This is a genomic window from Sphingomonas corticis (genome assembly GCF_012035195.1).
GTDB classification, from domain to species: domain Bacteria; phylum Pseudomonadota; class Alphaproteobacteria; order Sphingomonadales; family Sphingomonadaceae; genus Sphingomonas; species Sphingomonas corticis.
In genome coordinates, this window is the sequence record NZ_JAAVJH010000030.1 from 1 (window position 1) to 18,117 (window position 18,117).

The following is an 18,117-nucleotide window of genomic DNA, read 5'->3' on the forward strand; positions in this document are numbered from 1 at the left end:
CGGCGCGGCGCCGCCCCGGCGGGGAGCGGCGCCGCCCGGTCGTGGCGATTACAGGCCGGCGGGCAGCTCGACGTTCAGGTTCCGCCACTCCTCGCGCGTGTGGCAGGTCTTGTGCGGGATGCGCGATCCGGTGATCGTATCGACGGCGCAGACGCGCTGCTCGCGCATCTTCGGCGCGGGCATGCCGTCCTGCGAGGCGGTCTCGGACACGGGCTTGGGCGAGAGCGGCTCGGCGGCCGCGGGGGCGGCGAAAGCGAGCGCGGCGACGATGGCGGGGGCGATCAGAGCTTTCATTTTCAGGTCCTCCTCATCCCGACGACCGGGATGCCGAACCCATTGCAGGGCGCGTGCCACTTGCGTTTTTCCAGCATAAACAATGACATAACGATTTTCATCGAAGTGTCTTATTGGAATAATGCACCAACGATCGGCGCGCCGCGCCAGCTTTTCGTCAGAACAGCATCGCGCCGCCCAGCGCAACGCGCAGCTCCGGCGCCTGCGAGTTCAGCCCGGCGGCGACCAGCACGTCCAGCTGCGCGTGCGGCCGCACCTCCCATGCGGCGGAGACCGCGGCGAGCCACTGCTCGTCGGTGTCCGACGGATCCTCGTCGCGCCTGACCGCGATCTCCACGGTGGCGGACAATGTGTCGGTCAGGTCGCGGCCCAGCCCCAGGTTCGCCGCCTCCGCGACGTGGCGGCCGATGCGCGATTCGTTGGTCTCCGCGTCCACCTCCGCGGTGAAACCGAGCGACCAGTCGCCCAGTTCGAGCGACACCGGCAGCACCACGCCGGCGCTCCAGTCGCCCCGGCCCAGCCCGCGCGTCGCGGTGGGCAGCGTGGCGAAACCTTCCAGCGCGAGCGAGAAGCCGCCTCCATCAGGATGCAGCAGGTTCTGCCGCAGGCCCAGGCGCACGTCGCCGACGCCCGTGATCGCGTCGCGCGCGCCGTCTTCGCGCGCCACCAGCCGCGACAGCGGCGTCCAGCTCAGCTGCGCCTCCGTCCGCGGCCCGAGGCCGGTGCGCAGCAGCAGGTCGCCGATCAGCAGCGAGCGTTCATCGCCGTCGCGCTGCCAGTCCGCCACCGACACCTCGCCCAGCACGCGCCCGACATCGGTCGTGCAGGTGGAGGTGCCGAGGTCGGGACGATTGGGACAGAAGCGCGGCTCGTCCTGCGCCGCCGCCGGCGCCGCCACGAGGAGGAGCGCGGCGGCGGCGAGGCGCCTCACCGCAACCGCACCCAGGTGGGCGCATGGTCGCTCGCCTTCTCGCGCCCGCGATATTCCTTGTCGACGCCCGCCTCCACCATCCGGTCGGCGACCGCGGGGCTGAGCAGCAGGTGGTCGATGCGGAACCCGGCGTCGCGCTGCCACGCCCCCGCCTGATAATCCCAGAACGTCCACACGCCCCCCTTGGGGTGGCGGGTGCGCAACGCATCGGTCCACCCCTGCGCCAGCAAGGCGCGATAGCCCTGGCGGCTCTCCGGCTGCATCAGCGCGTCCTGCGCCATCGCGCGGACGGAATAGGTGTCGTCGTCGTTCGGGATGACGTTGTAGTCGCCTGCCAGCACCGTGGGCTCCTCCTCGGCCAGCAGCGCGCGGGCGCGCGCGCGCAGGCGGTCGATCCAGCGCAGCTTGTAATCGAACTTGGGGCCGGGCTGCGGATTGCCGTTGGGCAGGTAGATCGACGCGACGACCAGCGTGCCCCCCGCCCCGTCGGACACCTCGCATTCGAGATAGCGGCTGTGATCGTCCTCCGGCTCGCCCTCCAGCCCGCGCTGCCGCTCGACCGGATCGGCTCCCCTGGCGAGCACGGCGACGCCGTTGAACCCCTTCTGCCCGTGCCACACCGCGCCGTAGCCGGCATCGCGGATGTCCTTTTCGGGAAAGGTATCGTCGCTGGACTTCAGCTCCTGCAGACAGACTACGTCGGGCTGCTGCTCGGCGAGATACTCGATCAGCCGCGGCAGCCGCGCCTTGATGCCGTTGACGTTGTAGGTGACGATCTTCACGCCGCCAGCCCTACACCGGGAAGGTCAGACCGAAAAGCTGGTCCCGCAGCCGCAGCCCGACGCGGCGTTCGGATTTTCCACCTTGAACGACGCGCCGCCGAGCGACTCGACGTAGTCGACCGCGCAGCCGCGCACGAGATCGAGGCTGACGTCGTCGACCACCAGCCGCACCCCGTCGGTCTCCGCCACGGTGTCGCCCGCGTCGGGGGCGTCGGCGAAGCCGAAGCGGTACTGGAAGCCGGAGCAGCCTCCGCCCTCCACCGACAGGCGCAGGATCGCCGGCTTGCCCTGGCGCGCGGCGATCGACGCCACGCGCGCGGCGGCGGCGGGGGTGAGGAGAATGTCGGGAGCGAGCGTGGCCATGGAAGGGAGATAGGGTGCGCGCGGCGGCGGGGAAAGGCTCACGCCTCGCCCTGCGTCTCCACCATCGCGGCTGCGATCGCCTCGCGCGGGGTCTTGCCGCCCCAGAGCACGAACTGGAACACCGGATAGAAGCGCTCGCACTCGTCGATCGCGCTTTCCACCAGCAGTTCCGCCGCGGCGAGCGACAGCGTCGCCTCCTCCTCCTCGCCGGCATCGATCAGCGAAGCGTTGCGATAGAGCAGGATGCCGCTGGACGACCACAGTTCGAAATGGCCGACCCACAATTGCTCGTTCACCAGCGCCAGCGTCTCGTGGATCGCCGCGCGGCGCTCGTCCGACACCTTCACGTCGGGAAAGGCCAGAAACTGGAGCACGCTGTCTTCCTCGCGGAACAGCGCGCGCAGCTCGTACTCGGTCCAGCTGCCCTTGACGGTGGCGGTGATCTCTTCCTCGTGACGCTCGCACGGCCAGCCATGGGCGGCGAAATACGCCTCCAGCATGTCCAGCGGGGCTTCCGCTTCCGCGTCGCGATCGGCTTCGTCGAGCATGATGTCCTTATCGCACGCGCGACAAACGCGCGCTACTCCTTCGCTGCTTCCAGCTTCTCGATGCGGGCACGCAGCACGTCGTTCTCGTCGCGCGCGGCGACGGCCATCGCCTTCACCGCCTCGAACTCCTCGCGCGAGACGAAGTCGAGCCCGCCGATCCACTCGCGCGCGCGCTCGCGCACACCCGCTTCCGCCTCGCGTGCGGCGCCGGCCAGCGTGCCCGCGGCCCCGGTGAAGATCTTCGCGGCGTCGCCGAACAGGCGGTTGTCGGATTGCATCGGCGTGTCCTGACGAGAAGTTGTGCTCAGTCGATCACTTGGGACGCCCGCGCCTCCGGCACAAGATGTTCCGCACCTGGATTGAGCACGCCGATCTGCCAGTTGAGCGCCGCGGCGAACAGCAGCCAGGCGAGGTAGGGCAGCATCAGCCACGCCGCCGCCGCGCGCACGCGCGCGAAGACCAGCGTGGTCATCAGCGCGACGCCGAAGATCGCCACGATCAGCAGCAGCGCGGCGTCCACCTTGTGCGCGCCGAAGAACAGCGGCGTCCACGCGAGGTTCAGCGCCAGCTGCAAGGCGAACAGCGCGACGCCGACCCAGCGCAGCCGCGCCCCCCGTGCCGCCAGCACCAGCGCCAGCGCGGCGCCCATCATGACGTAGAGGATCGACCAGGCGACCGGGAACGCCCAGCCCGGCGGGGTTAAGCCGGGCTTCGTCAGCGCCATGTACCAGACGTTCTCGTCGCCAGAGGGGACGGCGCGGCCGGACAGGAAGCCGAGCAGCAGCACCAGCGGCACCGTCACCGCCGTCCAGCGGATGAACGACATGCGCAACTGGCCCCTGGACGCGATCGACCCCACGCGAATCCCCCTGTTTTCGGCTCTGCGGCGCCTGACTGGCGCATCGCGCGGGACGCGTAAACCGTCCTCGCGCGGGGTTTTCCGGGCCGCCGTCCGGCGATGGAACGGCGGTCTCGCGAAATCAAAGGGTTGGCGGATCGCCGTCGAATGTCGTCCGAATCGCGGCGAGCAGAAATTCGACATTCCCCTCCGGACCGGTGATCGGGCTGCGCTCCACCGCGACGACGTTCCAGCCCCCTGCGGTGAACCAGGCCGCGGCCTCGTCGCACACGCGGCGGTGCACCGCGGGATCGCGCACCACGCCGCCCTTCCCCACTTCCTCGCGCCCCGCCTCGAACTGCGGCTTCACCAGCACCAGCGCCCGGCCGCCCGCGCGCACGAAGCCGAGCGGCACGGGCAGCACCTTGGCCAGTGCGATGAAGCTGGCGTCGCACACCAACAGGTCGACCGGTTCGGGCACGTGCGCGTCGGTCAGCAGGCGAGCGCTGGTCTGTTCGTGGACGACGACGCGCGGGTCCTGCCGCAGCTTCCAGGCGAGCTGGTTGGTGCCGCTGTCGACCGCAAAGACCCGCGCGGCGCCGCGCGTCAGCAGCACGTCGGTGAAGCCGCCGGTGGACGACCCCACGTCGATCGCCACCGCGCCCGTCACGTCCCAGCCGACGTGATCCAGCCCGTGCGCCAGCTTGATCCCGCCGCGTGACACCCACGGGTGATCGCGCCCGCGCACGTCCAGCACCGCGTCCGCGGGCAGCGGCTGTCCCGGCTTCTCGACCTTGCGGTCTCCCGCAAAGACCAGTCCCGCCATGATGAGCGCCTGCGCACGCGTGCGCGACTCGGCGAGGCCGCGATCGACGAGAATCTGGTCCGCGCGCTGCCTGGCCATGCCACCCGGTAGGCGCCTCGATCGCTTCGTCGCAAGAGGCCTTCGTCTGGCGTCAATTGCTGCGCTGCACGATTGTCTATCGGGTTGGTAGGAATATGTTGATGTCGAGGCCGCGGTTCTGCCGACCCCTAGACTGTGCCGCGGCCTCGCCCCCCAACTTTCCCGGGGAGCGTGAGTTCGGCGTTTTCGATCAGGTGCTTGCAGAGGAGGTAGTGATGACACGTTCCGCCCTCGACCTGTCGGTCCGGCCGACCATTCTGACGGTGCCCGGCCTCGGCAATTCGGGCCCGTCGCATTGGCAGACGTTGTGGGAGGGGCACCGGCCCGACATCGCGCGCGTCGATCTGGGGATGTGGGATCGCCCGCATCGCAACGCATGGGTGACGAAGCTGGACCAGGCGGTCGCGTCGGCGCGCGCGCCGGTGGTGCTGGTGGCCCACAGCCTGGGCTGCATCGCGGTCGCGTGGTGGGCCTCGCTCAGCCCGCAGCCGTACGGCTGGCCGGTGGCGGGCGCGCTGCTGGTCGCCCCGGCCGACGTCGACCGGCCGAACGTCGCCAGCGAGCTCGCCCCCTTCGGCCCCGCGCCGCGCACCCCGCTCCCCTTCCCGTCGATCGTGGTGGCGAGCAGCGACGATCCCTGGATCGACAGCGACCGCGCGCACAGCCTCGCGGTGGACTGGGGCAGCCACTTCGTCGATCTCGGTCCGCACGGTCACATCAACGCCGCCAGCGGGCTGGGGCTGTGGACGGAGGGACTGGAACTGCTGGACCGCGTGGTCGACGCGGCGGGCGGACCGCACGGCGAGGCGCGCTCGCCGGGAGACGCGCGCGCGATCCTCGCGATGCCGCGCCGCGCGCCGGACGCTCGCGCGCGCTACTAGGCGAAGGGGTTCACCACGCTCAGGCGTCCGTCGACGACCAGGCCGTGGTGCATGTCCTCGCTGTAGAGCGTATCGCAGCCCGCCTCCAGCGCAGCCGCGACGATCATCGCGTCGTAGATGGATTGGCGGGGCGCTTGGCGAGCGCGAGGCCACGCTGGTGGATGGCGAGTGTCAGGGGCAGGATAGCGAGTGACGAATGATAGGCGAGCAGCGCGCGCTCGATGTCGGACCAGTCATGCCGCAGCTTCCCTCGCAGCACGTTGGCGACCTCGTTCAGCACCTGAACGCTGATCCACCCTCCGGCAGCAATCAGGCGATTGGCAGTCACCGCACGCGTCGGATCGTCTTGCAGCCCATAGATCAGGACGTTGCTATCGAAGAAGGCCGTCATCAACGCGCGTTGGCTTCCTCGCGATCGAACTTGAAGTCCGCCGGCACCATGCCGCGCAACGACCGCAGGCAAGCGAGCGCCGCTTCCCGCTCCTCCAGCGTCTTCGCCGCTCCGGTCCACGGCTTCGGCGTGACGGCAACGTCGTCGTCCTCCTTCAATCCCAACGCCTCGACCACGTCAGCGGGAATCCGGACGACATATTCGCCATCCACGCGCGCGATCTTCATCACATCACCTCGTCAGCCGAGGCGATCCTACTTCACCCGCCCTTTCCCGGCAAATCCTCGCCGCGCGCGCGGGACGCCTGTCGCAGCCGGCGCCAGATCGCGAGATTGAACCCGGCGAGCCCCAGCACCGCCACCGCGGTGGCCGCCGCCACCTTCGCCCAGCCGGGGTCCACCTCAGGCGCTCGCCGCCCCCACATCGCTCGCCGCCTCGTTCCAGCGCAGCGCCTTCAGCACGGTGCGGACGACGGCGTCGGCGTCCAGTCCCGCCTCGGCATATTGCAGCTCGGGCTTGTCCTGGTCCTGGAAGCGGTCGGGCAGGCGCATGGTGCGGATGCGCAGGCCAGCGTCGGTCAGCCCCGCGTCCGACGCCATCGTCAGCACGTGCGCGCCGAGGCCGCCGACCGATCCCTCCTCGATCGTCACCGCCACCTCGTGCGTGGTCAGCAGGCGGCGGATCAGCGCCTCGTCCAGCGGCTTGGCGAAGCGCAGGTCGGCGACCGTGGTCGACAGGCCGCGCGCCTCCAGCGTCTCCGCAGCTTTCAGCGCCTCGGCCAGGCGGGTGCCGAGCGAGAGGATCGCCACCTTCTTGCCCTCGCGCACCACCCGGCCCTTGCCGATCTCCAGCCGCTCCGGCGTGGTCGGCAGAGGCACGCCGACGCCATTGCCGCGCGGGTAGCGCACCGCGATCGGCCCGCTGTCATGCTCGACGCACGTGTGGACCATGTGCACCAGCTCGGCCTCGTCCGCCGCCGCCATCACGACGAAATTGGGCAGGCTGGCGAGATAGGTGACGTCGAAGCTGCCCGCGTGCGTCGCCCCGTCCGCGCCGACCAGCCCGGCGCGGTCGATCGCGAAACGGACCGGCAGGTTCTGGATCGCGACGTCGTGGACGACCTGATCGTAGGCGCGCTGGAGGAAGGTCGAATAGATCGCGCAGAACGGCCGCATCCCCTGCGCGGCGAGGCCGGCGGCGAAGGTGACGGCGTGCTGCTCGGCGATGCCGACGTCGAAGGCGCGGTCGGGATGGCGCTGCGCGAACTTGTCCACGCCGGTGCCCGACGGCATCGCCGCGGTGATGGCGCAGATGCGCGGGTCGCGATCCGCCTCGTTGGCCAGCGCCTCGCCGAAGACGTTCTGATATTGCGGCGGCCCCGGCGGCGCCTTGGCCTGCGCGCCGGTGATGACGTCGAACTTCTGCACGCCGTGATACTTGTCCGCGGATGCCTCCGCGGGGCCATAGCCCTTGCCCTTCTTCGTCACGACGTGGACCAGGATCGGCCCCTCGGCCGCGTCGCGCACGTTCTCCAGGACCGGGATCAGATGGTCGAGATTGTGCCCGTCGATCGGCCCGACGTAGTAGAAGCCGAGCTCCTCGAACAGCGTTCCGCCCATCGTCATCCCGCGGGCGAACTCGTCGGTCTTGCGGGCGGCCGAGTGGAACGGACGCGGCAGCTTGCGCGCGAACCGCTTCATCAGCTCGCGCAGGCTCAGGAACTCGCGGCTGGAGACGATGCGCGACAGGTATGCGGACAGGCCACCCACCGGGGGTGCAATGGACATGTCGTTGTCGTTCAGGATGACGACCAGCCGGTTGCCCGCCGCCTCCGCGTTGTTCATCGCCTCATAGGCCATGCCCGCGGACATCGCGCCGTCGCCGATGACGGCGATCGCCTTGCCCGGCGTGCCCGCCATCTTGTTCGCCATGGCGAAGCCGAGCGCGGCGGAGATGGAGGTGGAGCTGTGCGCGGCGCCGAAGGGATCGTACTCGCTCTCGCTGCGCTTCGTGAAGCCGCTGAGCCCGCCGCCCTGGCGCAGCGTGCGGATGCGGTCGCGCCGCCCCGTCAGGATCTTGTGCGGATAGCATTGGTGTCCGACGTCGAAGATCAGCCGGTCGCGCGGTGTATCGAAGACGTAGTGGATCGCCGTGGTCAGCTCCACCACACCCAGGCCGGAGCCGAGGTGGCCGCCGGTGGTGCCCACGGCGGAGATCGTCTCCTGCCGCAGCTCGTCGGCGAGCTGGCGCAGCTGTTCGGGCTTCAGGCGCCGCAGGTCGTCGGGCGTCGCGACGGTGTCGAGGAGCGGCGTTTCGGGTACATCGGCCATCCCCCGCGGATAGCGAAACGCCTCAGCCGTGTCGATTGTTACCGGATCAAGAACCGCTGACGGGTTGATGCGGATCAGTTGGCGATGGCGCAGCGGGCGCACCGCCCACGCACCTCGATCACCGGCCGCTCCGGCGCGAAGCCCGCGGCGGTGGCGGCGGCGCGCACGCCCGCGGTCAGCGTGTCGTCGTCGAGGTGCGTGGTCTCGCCGCAGCCGTCGCAGACGAGGAAGATGCAGTCGTGCCGGCACGCGGGATGCGCGTTGGCGACATAGGCGTTGGCGCTCTCCACCCGGCGCGCCAGGTTTGCGCCGACGAACAGGTCGAGGATGCGGTAAATGCTGTTCGCCGCGATGCGCCGGCCCTGCTCGCGCGACACCGCCTCCGCGATGTCGTAGGCCGACGCGGGCTTGGCGAAGCCCGACAGCGCGGCGTAGACGCTGGCGCGCATCGCCGTCCACTGCTCGCCCGACCGCTCCAGCGTCGCGCGCGCCGCGTCGTGCAGGTCGGTGCCCTCGGGTTCGTGGTGATCGTGCGCCATGTGACGGAAGTTAAGGGGGGCAAGCCTCCGCGGCAAGCTCAGTGGAAGGCGCGCCGGTTCAGCGCGTGTGCGCCCGCCAGCACCGCGACGCCGACCACGGTCAGCACCGATTCGGCCAGGTGGTTCTCACCGTGCGGCATCGCCACCGCCGCCGCCATCAGCGCCAGCCCCACCGATCCGACCGCCAGCGGCAGCGGCCGGCGATGGACGAGCAGCCCGCGCCCGAACGCCACCGCGCCCAGCAGCATCGCCGCGACCAATCCCACCTGGTGGATCAGCGGATTGCCCAGCATGCCCCCCGCCGCCGCCAGCGCCGCCACGGCCGCGGTGGTCGCGACGCAATGCGCCACGCAGGCGGCGGACAGCCAGATCGCCCAGCGATCGAGCCGGCCGAGCAGCGAGGAGGAATCGGGTCGCGCCATGACGTGCATGTAGCGCCGCCCCAGCGATGTTACAATATCTCATTCGCCTGAAGCACCGGAATGGCGCAGCTTGGCGGACAAGGACCGGGCGAGAACGGCTCGATCGTGCCGGACTCGGCCGGCCCGCCCGACTCGCTCTGGCTGCTGACACGGTCCCGGCCGGCTTCCTTCGATCGAATGAGCATCGCGTCCGCGCCTGAGATCAGCGTCTCCGGCCCAGCCATGACGGCGGCAGCACGCCTTCCAGCGCCCGGTCCGAGCCGGCGAGACCGAGCATCACGGTTCCCGCACCCCAGCACGTCGCCCATGAACCCAGGCGCGTCCTGACCTGCGCCAACAGGAGAATGACGCCGAGCACGAGGGATATCAGCGACGACACCGCCAGGATGGTGCCCCGATCGAGAATCATGGCCGCTTCGAACGTTGGTGCGCCGCCCATCATGGGGCATGATCCATCAAGAAGGTCATAGGCGTCGTGCCGCTCGCGCGGTCGGCAGGCAGCGGCCGCGCCGCGCGCATCGTGACGGGGCGCGGACGATCCCGCCGGTCGCGTCCACTCGGCGGCGGCGGACGGCGACCCGCATCGACGCCAGCGGATCGACGCGCTAAGAGGCCGCATGCTCCAGGCCACGTCCGGCTATTCGGTCACCGCCCGCCCCGCCGCACTCGCGCGCTGGCTGCACCTCGTCGCCGTGCTGATCGTCGCGATGGTCGTCGTCGGCGGGATCACGCGGCTGACTGAATCGGGCCTGTCGATCACGCAGTGGAAGCCGGTCAGCGGCATCGTGCCGCCGCTGAACGAGGCGCAGTGGCTGGCCGAGTTCGCCAATTACCAGCGCATCCCCGAATACCAGCAGATCAACCGCGGCATGACGCTGGACGGGTTCAAGGCGATCTTCTTCTGGGAGTATCTCCACCGCGTGCTCGGGCGCGTGATCGGGCTCGCCTTCGCCGGGCCGCTGCTGTGGTTCGCCATACGGCGGCGGATCCCGCCGGGCTACGGCCCACGGCTCGTCGCGCTGCTCGCGCTCGGCGGATTGCAGGGGGCGATCGGCTGGTGGATGGTCGCGTCGGGCCTGTCGGAGCGTACCGACGTCAGCCACCTGCGGCTCGCCGTCCATCTCACCACCGCGCTCGTCATCCTTTCCGGCATCGTGTGGACCGCGCGCGATCTCGCCGCGCTCGCGCGCAATCCGCTCGCCCGCCCGGCGGCGCTGCGCGCGCTGCCCGCGGCGGTGCTGGCACTGCTGTTCGTGCAGATCGTCTTCGGCGCGTTCACCGCGGGGCTGGACGCCGGCTACGCTTTCGCCAGCTGGCCGCTGATGGGCGACGCGCTGTTCCCCGCGGACGTGCCGATGCTGGCCCCGGGATGGAGCAACGCGGTCGACAATCCCATCGTCGTGCAGTTCATCCACCGCTGGTTCGCCTTCGCCGCCGCCGCGGGGCTGCTGTGGCTCGCCGCGCGGGTCCGCGGCCCCGTGGGCGCGGCGGTGGCCGGGCTGGTGCTGGTGCAGATCGCGCTGGGAATCGCGACCCTGCTCAGCGGCGTCGAGATCGTCGTCGCGGTCGCGCACCAGGCGAATGCCGCGCTGCTGCTGATCGCCACGACGCTGGCGGCGCATCGGGTGGGCGCGCAGCGGGCGTGAGGATCGCGCTGCTGGCGCTCGCCCTCGCCGCCCCCGTCCCCGCCGCGGCGCGCTTCGCGCCCGCCACGGACGCGCCCTACCGGCTGACCGTCGCCACCACTCGCGACGACGGACGCTCGGTGCGGCACTTCGCCACCGACTATGCGGTCGCCTTCGCGCGCACACCGGACGGCTATCGCGCGACGATCCACGCGCTGCCGGACAGCGTGAACGACAGCGGCAAGGGCGATGGCTTCGCGCGCCTGCAACGCGCCGCGAGCGGGCGGCCGCTGGCCGTCCGCCTCGACCGCGCCGGCCGGCTCCTCGGGGTGGAGGAGGCGGCGGCGCGCTGGGCGGACCTGCGCGCCGCGATCGTCGCGGTCGCGGCCGAGGGGCGCGACGCGATCCTGGCGGCGCACGACCGCGCGACCCCCGCCGAGCGCGACCGCCTCCTCGCCGCCGACCTGCTCGCGCTGTGCGGCGGGGCGGACGCCGAGCGGCCGGAGGGCAACCGCATGACGCTCCTGCCCGCGTCGGACGGCGCCGCCCTGCCCGTGCGCGAGACCGTCCGCCGCACGCGCGACGCGGTCACGATCTTGACGGAAGGGAGCGGCGGATCGGTCGCCGCCCTGTCGCGCCGGCGCGTCGTCGACCGCCGCACCGGCCTGCTGCGCGAAGCGGGCGAGACGCGTCGCACGGTTGTGGTGCACGATGGCGTCACCGCTTCCGCCACGGTGACGCATCGCTGGCAAGTTGAGGCCATGGTATCATCATACCCGTCGTCAATCGCCCGCAAACCTTGACTTTCCGACGCCCTGTCGGCAATGGCGGTGCATCGACGCGGTCACCGGCGGGTGGCGGCGTCTTTTTCAATCCGACGCGAAGAAGGTCAGGCACCCATGAAGGCGCTGATGAAGACCACCAAGGCGGCCAAGCCGCACGAGGTGGAGAAGAAGTGGCACATCGTCGACGCCACCGACCTGGTGGTCGGTCGCGCCGCGGTGGTGATCGCCAACGTGCTGCGCGGCAAGCACAAGACCTCGTTCACCCCCCACGTCGACTGCGGTGACAACGTCATCGTCATCAACGCGGACAAGGTGCGGTTCACCGGCAACAAGCTGACCGACAAGGTCTATTACAAGCACACCGGCTATGCCGGCGGCATCAAGGGCATCACGCCCGCCAAGGTGCTGGAGGGCAAGTTCCCGGAGCGCGTGCTGGAGAAGGCGGTGGAGCGCATGATCCCGCGCGGCCCGCTCGGCCGCCAGCAGATGCGCAACCTGCGCATCTTCGCCGGCGCGGAGCATCCGCACGAAGCGCAGAATCCCGAGGTCCTCGACATCGCGGCCATGAGCCGCAAGAACAAGGTGGGCGCATAATGTCCGACGATCGCCAGACCACCTCCGACAACCGCCAGTCGCTGGCCGACCTGGGCGCCGCGCTGCAGCAGCAGGGCGCCGCGCAGGAAGCCGCCTCCGACGCCTCCGCCGAGGCCTATCTCTCCGGCCAGATCGACGAGCCGGTGCAGCGCGCCCCGCTGCGCGCGCAGGAGCTGGACAAGTACGGCCGCGCCTACGCCACCGGCCGCCGCAAGGACGCGGTCGCGCGCGTGTGGCTGAAGCCCGGCTCGGGCAAGATCACGATCAACGGTCGCGATCAGGAGATCTACTTCGCGCGCCCGACGCTGCGCCTCGTCATCAACCAGGTGTTCGGCATCACCGAACGCGAAGGCCAGTACGACGTGGTCTGCACCGTCAAGGGTGGCGGCCTCTCCGGCCAGGCCGGCGCGGTGAAGCACGGCATCAGCCAGGCGATCACCAAGTACGAGCCGACGCTGCGCGCGCCGGTCAAGGCGGCGGGCTTCCTCACCCGCGACAGCCGCGTGGTGGAGCGCAAGAAGTACGGCCGCGCCAAGGCACGCCGCAGCTTCCAGTTCTCGAAGCGCTGATTTCTTCGCCACCGGCGAAACGACGGGGCGGTCCGGCGACGGGCCGCCCTTTTCGCACGCGAGACGCTTGACCCCCCGCCCCGCCTTGCGTAGGCGCGACCAGCCCATACGGCCCCTTCGTCTAGCGGTTAGGACGCGGCCCTTTCACGGCTGAAACACGGGTTCGATTCCCGTAGGGGTCACCAGCATTGAAAATGCTGAATTTTCTAGGACCGGAACGGGCGGAGTACCCCCGGCAATAAGCCGGATTTACCCCCGCCCTCCCCTTCAGAGCAGCTGAAGAACTGGCTGAACCTGCCACGGCTCGCTGCTAGGGCCGGTGACCAGCAGCTCGCTCACCGACTTGCCGGCGCCGATCGCGGCGGTGCTGATCGTGTAGGTGACGGCGACTTCCTCGACACCGAAGCGGCCGAAGACTTCGCGAGCGCCGGCCGTCGCGTTGATCGACAGGACGAAGCGTCCAGCGATCCCGGCCAGCTGCTCAGCCAGGCGCTCGAAGTCAGCGCGCTCGAACACGCCGTCCCCGTAGTCGCGTTCGCAATCCCAGTAGGGCGGATCGAGATAGAACAGGGTGTCCGGCGTGTCGTACCGCTCGATCACGTCCCGGTAGGGTAGCCGCTCTATCGTGACGCTCGCCAGCCGATCGCGGAGGGCGCGCAGCTCGCCTCGTAGCGTCGCCAGGTTAAAGCGCGATGGGGTCCGCGCATCGACGCCGAAGTTACGACCGCGGACCTTCCCCCCGAAAGCCAGCCGCTGGAGGTAGATGAACCGCGCCGCCCGCTCGATGTCCGTCAGCGTGTCGGGATCCACCCGCCGTAGACGGTCGAACTCGTCGCGGCTGCTGATCAGCCACGCCATCTCCTCAACCAGCGGCTCGTAGTGCCGACGAACCACGCGGAAGAGGTTCGTCACGTCCGCCGATATGTCGTTGATCACCTCGACGGGCGGGCGGGAGGTCCGCCGCAGGAAGATGCCGCCCATGCCAATGAAGGGCTCGACGTAGGTGCGGTGGGGTATCGTGGCGAGCAGGGTGCAAACCCGCTTCGCCAGGTTGCGCTTGCCGCCCAGGTAAGGCGCAATGGGATTGACCGGCGACACGCCGGAAAGACTCGACTCCATGGCTGATGGTACTCACAGGTACCCCGCCCGGTGCACGGGCGCGGGGCGTTAGCGGCTGGCCAGCCGCGCGTGACGGGGGTCAAGGCCCGTCGGTTGCCGTGTTAGCGCACGGCACCCCCGCTCGGCCGCCTTGCGGCCTGCCGGCGGACGTGTTCAATTAACCGATCTCACGAGGAGCGTGGCGATGAGCGGCGAGGATCACCCCAAGCACCTTCAAGTGGAGCAAGGCTGGCTCGGCCGCGTGCTGGCGCTTCTGACCGAGATTGAGGAGGACAGTGCGCCCGCGGCGCAGCTCCTGAAGGAAGCGCCTTACTCAATCCAAGATCGGCTGGTGGCGATTCGCCACATCGACCTCAACAATCCCGCCCATATCGCGGAACTCAACCGCGAGAGAGATCAGCAGGGCTGACGGTACGCGGGGGCGAGCGGGTAGAGGGAATCGTCGGCTAACCTGCGTAGCGGCTGCGAGAACATTGCACGAACAAACGCCGTGCGGCATGAAGCCAACATGACCGATTCTATCCGTGCGACCCTCCGCCGACGAGCCAACGAGCGCGGCATCAGCCTGTCCAGCCTATCGCGCACGATCGGCCGCAACGCGGCGTATGTGCAGCAGTTCGTCGAGCGGGGGACACCCCGGCGCCTGGACGATCTCGACCGACTTCACATCGCGATGGCCTTGAACATCGACGAGCGCGAGCTGGGCGCGCGGGATCCATGGCGGCCGGCATGAAGCACGACCACTCGTCCTTTGCCGGCATCGGCCACAACCAGCCGTGCCGGCTCTGCTCCTCCATCGACCGAGAGGGACTGATCGAGCAGCTGGCGGCCGAGCTATGGGAGAGCCGACAGGTGGATGCCTACGTCGCCTGGGCGGACGCCGGCGACTACTGGAAGCGAGGCTTTCGCGAGTTGGCCGCGACGGCCGTCGACAAGCTCAGCGCTCCCGCGTCATGCCTGGCGGGCGGCTGACACGCGAGGCGCTGGTCTTCAAGGCGCTGTGCATCCTGGACGAGGCAATGGATCAGGCGCGCCGCGGCCAGGTTCAGCCGTCGCTCGGCCTACGGTTTGCGCTCGCCTTCCTCTATGCGGTCGGCGATCGGCGTGGCGAGTGGTTCGATCGCCAGCCCTATGACACGTTCTGGCGCGAGGCGACGCAGAAGCAGGAGGACCTGACCGAAGGGCACAACGTCGACGGCTACGGCAGGGTTATCCACATGACCGCCAGCATGAACGCCATGGCACGAGCCGCAGGCATGCCCATCGAGGCGGAGATGATGGCGGCGCTCCGCCGCGCGCGGTCTCGTGGCCCGGCATAGAGCATCGCTCGTGGTCGAATTGTGCAGCGATTCCAAATGGCATATCGCGGGCCGATGCGATCCGCGATCCTTGCGCTAGCTGTCCTTGCGGCCTGTTCTAACCCCGTGATCGACGCCGAGACGGTGAAGAGCGAGGCCGTGCTGCACGGAACCCCTCATCAGATCTGCGCGGCGTCGAGGAAGCTGGCGCAAGCGTATGAAGCCGCGCAGCGGTATCTGGAAGCTGAGGTCGAGACGGGCAACGCGGATGAGCTATGCCAAATAGCCCGTCGTGCACGGTCTTAGACTCGACTCTCGGTGAACGCCCCATCAACCTCCCGCGCAACAGGGAGACAGGGCGATGCGATTCGGGGTGATGGCGGCTGCGGCTGCGTGCGTGGTGGCGGTGCCGGCTCAGGCGGCGAGTATCCAACGCATAGAGTTCAGCGGGCTGGGCACGATTGACGCCGTGACCGACCCAGAAGGCGCATACGCAGGCACCGATGTTGGGGACAATATTATTTTGAGCGGCTCCATTAATTTTGGCCCGTCTCTCCGCCCGAATGAGGACTACACAGGCTTCTACAGGGCTGATCTGGTGTTTAATGGCGGTAGTGCCGGATTCTGGATTACTGGAGATGGTGCATCTGCTTCGAGTGGGTCGGGCTACGACGCTGACTTCATCGCTAATTTTGTGAACGGTGCTCTTGTCAACTTTAGTCTCGCGAACAACTATGAGCCGCGCACAGGAGATCTGACGCAGGCCAAGTTCATCATCAACACCTTCGCTGGCTACGGTATCCCCGAGCGTAGAGTGGCTGGGCGGTGGTCGATCACTTCCACCTCCTACACGTACTCCTCGCTTGAGGGTGTTGGCCCCGGCGTTCCCGAGCCTTCGACGTGGGCGCTGCTCATTCTGGGTTTCGGCGCGATCGGCGGCATGATGCGCAGAAAAGGCATGCGGGTAGCTCACGCAAAATAGCTCGGGAACGTCGTTCGCATATTCTTGGCGAATGCAGCGAGTGGGCCGTTGAGCGTGTGCGAGCCGTCCCCAGGGAAAGTTCCCGCGGCATACGTGCCCGTGCCATCCGTCTTGGCAATCGACCCGTTCTCGGTATCGTAATAGCGCTTGCCATAATCCAGGAACGCCGGCCAGTTTGCCGCCGTCGCGAGGGCGGGAACGATTTTCATCGCCACGTAGTGCCCGAACATCGTGTTCATCCACAGGTGGCGATACTTTACTCGCTGATCTGCCCACGTCGCTCGCGGATAGCTTTCCTCCGTGACCGGGCTGCTGGTCCATTCACCGCGACCAAGGAACGCAGCGGGGTACGGGTCGGTCGCACGGTCAACGTTCGCCTGCGTAATCGTCGTGATCTGGCGCTGCTCCGCTAGCCAGCCCTCCGCCTGCGACGCCGCCAGCACGCGGGCGTTGCCGGTGACGATCGCCGCGACGGCCAGCGTAATCTTGCGGCCCTGCGACGTGCCACCAAGGCCGCTTCCCGTGCTGCGGCGCCCAGCCTCGTACATGCCGGTATACTGGATACCGATGCGGCTGAGGGCGCGCGCCAGCGCCTGCTTCTGCGCGGTCGTCGTGGATGACAAGCACATGAGGAGAACGGCAGCGCCAGTCCAGTAGGCGTATTCCTTCCCGTAGTTTTCTTCGTGTGCGCGCGGCGACGTGTTGCGCGCCGTGCCGCGGTTGAGGTGCCACGTCGTGTGCAGCAGCTTCAGCTTGTTGTAGACCTGGAAAAACTGCGGCGCGCCCAAGCCGGTCGGCGACAGGTTCGGGAACGCCGACAGGTCGAGGCTGGCGTTATCCGCAGGGATGAACAGGTCGACAGTCGGAAGCGCCGTAGGCGGACGGAACAGCAACGTTCCGCTAGCCGGCAGCGTCGGCACCACCACCAGGTCCGATACGGACGCGGCGGTATTTTCGGCGTCCCAGCGCACCACGTCCATGGAACGCTGTTTCGTCAGGATGCCCTGCGTGAGCGTTACGGGCGCCCCGGTCCTTCCGGGGTCAATGTTGAGCGCGGCGCTGTACGGCAACTGGCTGCTGTCGTTCTGCGTTGCCCAGCTGTCGAACGGCTGCTGCGAGCCATCGAAGGGCGCGTTGCCCGATGGCGCGACATCGACGGCGGCTTGGCTGCCGACGTTCAGGCCCATCCCATCGGTCCACTGCATTCCCGTAGTGCCCGCCGCATTAGACGGGGTGTTCGCCGAATATGAGCGGTCGCGCTGCCGAGACGGCGGAGACGCCGTGATGCCGACGCCGCTGGGATTCGCGACCATCCAGCCGCCGTCCTCCAGCTGCATCGCCGTGAGCGCGGATGCAGGCGTCCACGTGATATCGTTCTCGGTCATGGACGTGACGCTGCGCTGCGTCGGGTCGCCGATGACGATCGTGTTGCTGCTGAAATCGCTGGCTGCGTAGGTGCCCGCAACCTTCGTGAGCGTAACCGCGGTTTCCAGCGTGCCCTTGTTGACCAGCCCCGCGTCGCGCGCTGCCACGTCGCCGTGGAAGAACAGCTTGGGCGTCAGCGTTACCGGATTGCCGCTCATGTCGGTGAGGGTCACGGTCCCGGTGGTCGGGTTCAGGTTCTCAATGTTGAAGGCCGCGCGGTTGGCCGGAAGGTCGAAGTCGATCTTCGGACACTCCGCCGACGACCCCCACCACATCCAGTCGAACCCGGTGCGCTCGCTGATGGCGAGACTTGCGGTCGCCGTCTGCACGCCGAAAAAGCGGTTGTCAGGAATGACCGTAGCCGTTCCCATCGAGACTGTTGAAAAACGCGTGCTTGCGACGGCGATGGAGGCGTGATTCACTCTTGGCAGACGGCAAGGGATCACGGACATGATGGGACGGCAGGTGGCACAGGGCGCGCTGTTCTACGGCTTCCG

General features: G+C 68.8%; 28 protein-coding genes and 1 tRNA gene. 12 read left to right on the forward strand and 17 right to left on the reverse strand.

The window, feature by feature from the left end:
- Positions 1-48: 48 nt before the first annotated feature.
- From HBH26_RS19405 to HBH26_RS19440, 8 genes are all read right to left on the reverse strand, one after another.
- Entirely contained in the window at positions 49-294 is a 246-nt protein-coding gene (locus HBH26_RS19405; protein ID WP_168136249.1) for a hypothetical protein, read from the reverse strand.
- A gap of 157 nt (positions 295-451) precedes the next feature.
- Positions 452-1,225 (reverse strand): transporter, encoded by a 774-nt coding sequence (locus tag HBH26_RS19410; protein ID WP_168136250.1) that lies wholly within the window; start codon positions 1,223-1,225, stop codon positions 452-454.
- Entirely contained in the window at positions 1,222-2,007 is a 786-nt protein-coding gene (gene xth, locus HBH26_RS19415; RefSeq protein ID WP_168136251.1) for an exodeoxyribonuclease III, read from the reverse strand. Before xth ends, HBH26_RS19410 begins: the two co-directional genes overlap by 4 nt.
- Before the next feature lie 24 nt (positions 2,008-2,031).
- Positions 2,032-2,370, reverse strand: coding sequence for an iron-sulfur cluster insertion protein ErpA (gene erpA / locus HBH26_RS19420; protein ID WP_168136252.1), 339 nt, complete (start codon positions 2,368-2,370; stop codon positions 2,032-2,034).
- A gap of 38 nt (positions 2,371-2,408) precedes the next feature.
- A complete protein-coding gene (locus tag HBH26_RS19425; protein ID WP_168136253.1) occupies positions 2,409-2,918 on the reverse strand; it encodes a type III secretion system chaperone family protein in 510 nt (169 codons plus the stop codon).
- Between the two features lie 32 nt (positions 2,919-2,950).
- Positions 2,951-3,196 (reverse strand): accessory factor UbiK family protein, encoded by a 246-nt coding sequence (locus HBH26_RS19430; protein ID WP_168136254.1) that lies wholly within the window; start codon positions 3,194-3,196, stop codon positions 2,951-2,953.
- Positions 3,197-3,222: 26 nt separating this feature from the next.
- Positions 3,223-3,777: a TspO/MBR family protein gene (locus tag HBH26_RS19435; protein WP_338057458.1), complete on the reverse strand. Its 555-nt coding sequence runs from the start codon at positions 3,775-3,777 to the stop codon at positions 3,223-3,225.
- 121 nt (positions 3,778-3,898) lie between these two features.
- Complete coding sequence (locus HBH26_RS19440; RefSeq protein WP_168136255.1) at positions 3,899-4,660, reverse strand: TlyA family RNA methyltransferase; 762 nt, start codon at positions 4,658-4,660, stop codon at positions 3,899-3,901.
- Positions 4,661-4,875: 215 nt separating this feature from the next.
- On the opposite strand from HBH26_RS19440, the gene HBH26_RS19445 reads away from it, so the two are divergent.
- Entirely contained in the window at positions 4,876-5,541 is a 666-nt protein-coding gene (locus HBH26_RS19445) for an RBBP9/YdeN family alpha/beta hydrolase (protein ID WP_168136256.1), read from the forward strand.
- 103 nt (positions 5,542-5,644) lie between these two features.
- Here the strand turns inward: HBH26_RS19445 and HBH26_RS19450 are convergent, their stop codons facing one another.
- The 7 genes from HBH26_RS19450 to HBH26_RS19480 form a co-directional block, all read right to left on the reverse strand.
- Positions 5,645-5,932 carry a PIN domain-containing protein gene (locus tag HBH26_RS19450; RefSeq protein ID WP_209308690.1) on the reverse strand — a complete coding sequence of 96 codons (288 nt, stop codon included), beginning with the start codon at positions 5,930-5,932 and terminating at the stop codon, positions 5,645-5,647.
- Positions 5,932-6,159, reverse strand: a complete 228-nt coding sequence (locus HBH26_RS19455) for an AbrB/MazE/SpoVT family DNA-binding domain-containing protein (protein WP_168136257.1) — start codon at positions 6,157-6,159, stop codon at positions 5,932-5,934. The genes HBH26_RS19450 and HBH26_RS19455 overlap by 1 nt, the downstream gene beginning before the upstream one ends.
- A 32-nt stretch (positions 6,160-6,191) precedes the next feature.
- Positions 6,192-6,332 carry a hypothetical protein gene (locus tag HBH26_RS19460; protein WP_168136258.1) on the reverse strand — a complete coding sequence of 47 codons (141 nt, stop codon included), beginning with the start codon at positions 6,330-6,332 and terminating at the stop codon, positions 6,192-6,194.
- A 1-nt stretch (position 6,333) separates the two neighbouring features.
- Positions 6,334-8,262, reverse strand: coding sequence for a 1-deoxy-D-xylulose-5-phosphate synthase (gene dxs / locus HBH26_RS19465; protein WP_168136259.1), 1,929 nt, complete (start codon positions 8,260-8,262; stop codon positions 6,334-6,336).
- A 74-nt stretch (positions 8,263-8,336) separates the two neighbouring features.
- Complete coding sequence (locus HBH26_RS19470) at positions 8,337-8,801, reverse strand: Fur family transcriptional regulator (protein WP_168136260.1); 465 nt, start codon at positions 8,799-8,801, stop codon at positions 8,337-8,339.
- A 38-nt stretch (positions 8,802-8,839) separates the two neighbouring features.
- Positions 8,840-9,223 carry a MerC domain-containing protein gene (locus HBH26_RS19475; RefSeq protein WP_168136261.1) on the reverse strand — a complete coding sequence of 128 codons (384 nt, stop codon included), beginning with the start codon at positions 9,221-9,223 and terminating at the stop codon, positions 8,840-8,842.
- A 202-nt stretch (positions 9,224-9,425) separates the two neighbouring features.
- On the reverse strand, positions 9,426-9,665 hold the full coding sequence (locus HBH26_RS19480; RefSeq protein WP_168136262.1) for a hypothetical protein: 240 nt from the start codon (positions 9,663-9,665) through the stop codon (positions 9,426-9,428).
- 175 nt (positions 9,666-9,840) lie between these two features.
- On the opposite strand from HBH26_RS19480, the gene HBH26_RS19485 reads away from it, so the two are divergent.
- The 5 genes from HBH26_RS19485 to HBH26_RS19505 all read left to right on the forward strand — a co-directional run bounded on the left by HBH26_RS19485 (position 9,841) and on the right by HBH26_RS19505 (position 12,981).
- Entirely contained in the window at positions 9,841-10,869 is a 1,029-nt protein-coding gene (locus HBH26_RS19485) for a COX15/CtaA family protein (RefSeq protein WP_168136263.1), read from the forward strand.
- Positions 10,866-11,651 (forward strand): hypothetical protein, encoded by a 786-nt coding sequence (locus HBH26_RS19490; RefSeq protein ID WP_168136264.1) that lies wholly within the window; start codon positions 10,866-10,868, stop codon positions 11,649-11,651. Before HBH26_RS19485 ends, HBH26_RS19490 begins: the two co-directional genes overlap by 4 nt.
- Before the next feature lie 96 nt (positions 11,652-11,747).
- Positions 11,748-12,227, forward strand: coding sequence for a 50S ribosomal protein L13 (gene rplM / locus HBH26_RS19495; protein ID WP_028965246.1), 480 nt, complete (start codon positions 11,748-11,750; stop codon positions 12,225-12,227).
- The gene (rpsI, locus tag HBH26_RS19500) at positions 12,227-12,796 is read left to right on the forward strand and encodes a 30S ribosomal protein S9 (RefSeq protein ID WP_168136265.1); all 570 of its coding nucleotides are present in this window, start codon (positions 12,227-12,229) and stop codon (positions 12,794-12,796) included. Before rplM ends, rpsI begins: the two co-directional genes overlap by 1 nt.
- 110 nt (positions 12,797-12,906) lie before the next feature.
- Positions 12,907-12,981: transfer RNA gene (locus tag HBH26_RS19505), tRNA-Glu, on the forward strand.
- A gap of 82 nt (positions 12,982-13,063) precedes the next feature.
- On the opposite strand, the gene HBH26_RS19510 is transcribed toward HBH26_RS19505, so the two are convergent.
- Entirely contained in the window at positions 13,064-13,915 is an 852-nt protein-coding gene (locus HBH26_RS19510; protein WP_168136266.1) for a DNA adenine methylase, read from the reverse strand.
- A 184-nt stretch (positions 13,916-14,099) separates the two neighbouring features.
- On the opposite strand from HBH26_RS19510, the gene HBH26_RS19515 reads away from it, so the two are divergent.
- The 6 genes from HBH26_RS19515 (at position 14,100) to HBH26_RS19540 (ending at position 16,195) form a co-directional block, all read left to right on the forward strand.
- Positions 14,100-14,324, forward strand: a complete 225-nt coding sequence (locus HBH26_RS19515; protein WP_168136267.1) for a hypothetical protein — start codon at positions 14,100-14,102, stop codon at positions 14,322-14,324.
- Between the two features lie 81 nt (positions 14,325-14,405).
- Complete coding sequence (locus HBH26_RS19520) at positions 14,406-14,648, forward strand: hypothetical protein (protein ID WP_168136268.1); 243 nt, start codon at positions 14,406-14,408, stop codon at positions 14,646-14,648.
- Entirely contained in the window at positions 14,645-14,887 is a 243-nt protein-coding gene (locus tag HBH26_RS19525) for a hypothetical protein (protein WP_168136269.1), read from the forward strand. Before HBH26_RS19520 ends, HBH26_RS19525 begins: the two co-directional genes overlap by 4 nt.
- On the forward strand, positions 14,869-15,234 hold the full coding sequence (locus HBH26_RS19530; RefSeq protein WP_168136270.1) for a hypothetical protein: 366 nt from the start codon (positions 14,869-14,871) through the stop codon (positions 15,232-15,234). Before HBH26_RS19525 ends, HBH26_RS19530 begins: the two co-directional genes overlap by 19 nt.
- A gap of 54 nt (positions 15,235-15,288) precedes the next feature.
- Positions 15,289-15,519, forward strand: coding sequence for a hypothetical protein (locus tag HBH26_RS19535; RefSeq protein WP_168136271.1), 231 nt, complete (start codon positions 15,289-15,291; stop codon positions 15,517-15,519).
- Between the two features lie 55 nt (positions 15,520-15,574).
- Positions 15,575-16,195: a PEPxxWA-CTERM sorting domain-containing protein gene (locus HBH26_RS19540; RefSeq protein WP_168136272.1), complete on the forward strand. Its 621-nt coding sequence runs from the start codon at positions 15,575-15,577 to the stop codon at positions 16,193-16,195.
- On the opposite strand, the gene HBH26_RS19545 is transcribed toward HBH26_RS19540, so the two are convergent.
- Positions 16,183-18,042 (reverse strand): hypothetical protein, encoded by a 1,860-nt coding sequence (locus tag HBH26_RS19545; RefSeq protein ID WP_168136273.1) that lies wholly within the window; start codon positions 18,040-18,042, stop codon positions 16,183-16,185. The two genes, HBH26_RS19540 and HBH26_RS19545, sit on opposite strands and share 13 nt — an antisense overlap.
- Positions 18,043-18,117: the final 75 nt, after the last annotated feature.

What these genes read in the sequence shown, in the direction of transcription:
- erpA (WP_168136252.1), bottom strand. Translation starts at nt 2,370, where the DNA reads ATGGCCACGCTCGCTCCCGACATTCTCCTCACCCCCGCCGCCGCCGCG.
- HBH26_RS19425 (WP_168136253.1), bottom strand. Translation starts at nt 2,918, where the DNA reads ATGCTCGACGAAGCCGATCGCGACGCGGAAGCGGAAGCCCCGCTGGAC.
- HBH26_RS19430 (WP_168136254.1), bottom strand. Translation starts at nt 3,196, where the DNA reads ATGCAATCCGACAACCGCCTGTTCGGCGACGCCGCGAAGATCTTCACC.
- dxs (WP_168136259.1), bottom strand. Translation starts at nt 8,262, where the DNA reads ATGGCCGATGTACCCGAAACGCCGCTCCTCGACACCGTCGCGACGCCC.
- HBH26_RS19440 (WP_168136255.1), bottom strand. Translation starts at nt 4,660, where the DNA reads ATGGCCAGGCAGCGCGCGGACCAGATTCTCGTCGATCGCGGCCTCGCC.
- HBH26_RS19470 (WP_168136260.1), bottom strand. Translation starts at nt 8,801, where the DNA reads ATGGCGCACGATCACCACGAACCCGAGGGCACCGACCTGCACGACGCG.
- rplM (WP_028965246.1), top strand. Translation starts at nt 11,748, where the DNA reads ATGAAGGCGCTGATGAAGACCACCAAGGCGGCCAAGCCGCACGAGGTG.
- HBH26_RS19480 (WP_168136262.1), bottom strand. Translation starts at nt 9,665, where the DNA reads ATGATGGGCGGCGCACCAACGTTCGAAGCGGCCATGATTCTCGATCGG.
- HBH26_RS19540 (WP_168136272.1), top strand. Translation starts at nt 15,575, where the DNA reads ATGCGATTCGGGGTGATGGCGGCTGCGGCTGCGTGCGTGGTGGCGGTG.
- HBH26_RS19405 (WP_168136249.1), bottom strand. Translation starts at nt 294, where the DNA reads ATGAAAGCTCTGATCGCCCCCGCCATCGTCGCCGCGCTCGCTTTCGCC.
- HBH26_RS19515 (WP_168136267.1), top strand. Translation starts at nt 14,100, where the DNA reads ATGAGCGGCGAGGATCACCCCAAGCACCTTCAAGTGGAGCAAGGCTGG.
- HBH26_RS19445 (WP_168136256.1), top strand. Translation starts at nt 4,876, where the DNA reads ATGACACGTTCCGCCCTCGACCTGTCGGTCCGGCCGACCATTCTGACG.
- HBH26_RS19475 (WP_168136261.1), bottom strand. Translation starts at nt 9,223, where the DNA reads ATGGCGCGACCCGATTCCTCCTCGCTGCTCGGCCGGCTCGATCGCTGG.
- HBH26_RS19510 (WP_168136266.1), bottom strand. Translation starts at nt 13,915, where the DNA reads ATGGAGTCGAGTCTTTCCGGCGTGTCGCCGGTCAATCCCATTGCGCCT.
- HBH26_RS19450 (WP_209308690.1), bottom strand. Translation starts at nt 5,932, where the DNA reads ATGACGGCCTTCTTCGATAGCAACGTCCTGATCTATGGGCTGCAAGAC.
- HBH26_RS19455 (WP_168136257.1), bottom strand. Translation starts at nt 6,159, where the DNA reads ATGAAGATCGCGCGCGTGGATGGCGAATATGTCGTCCGGATTCCCGCT.
- HBH26_RS19530 (WP_168136270.1), top strand. Translation starts at nt 14,869, where the DNA reads ATGCCTGGCGGGCGGCTGACACGCGAGGCGCTGGTCTTCAAGGCGCTG.
- HBH26_RS19525 (WP_168136269.1), top strand. Translation starts at nt 14,645, where the DNA reads ATGAAGCACGACCACTCGTCCTTTGCCGGCATCGGCCACAACCAGCCG.
- HBH26_RS19535 (WP_168136271.1), top strand. Translation starts at nt 15,289, where the DNA reads ATGCGATCCGCGATCCTTGCGCTAGCTGTCCTTGCGGCCTGTTCTAAC.
- HBH26_RS19485 (WP_168136263.1), top strand. Translation starts at nt 9,841, where the DNA reads ATGCTCCAGGCCACGTCCGGCTATTCGGTCACCGCCCGCCCCGCCGCA.
- rpsI (WP_168136265.1), top strand. Translation starts at nt 12,227, where the DNA reads ATGTCCGACGATCGCCAGACCACCTCCGACAACCGCCAGTCGCTGGCC.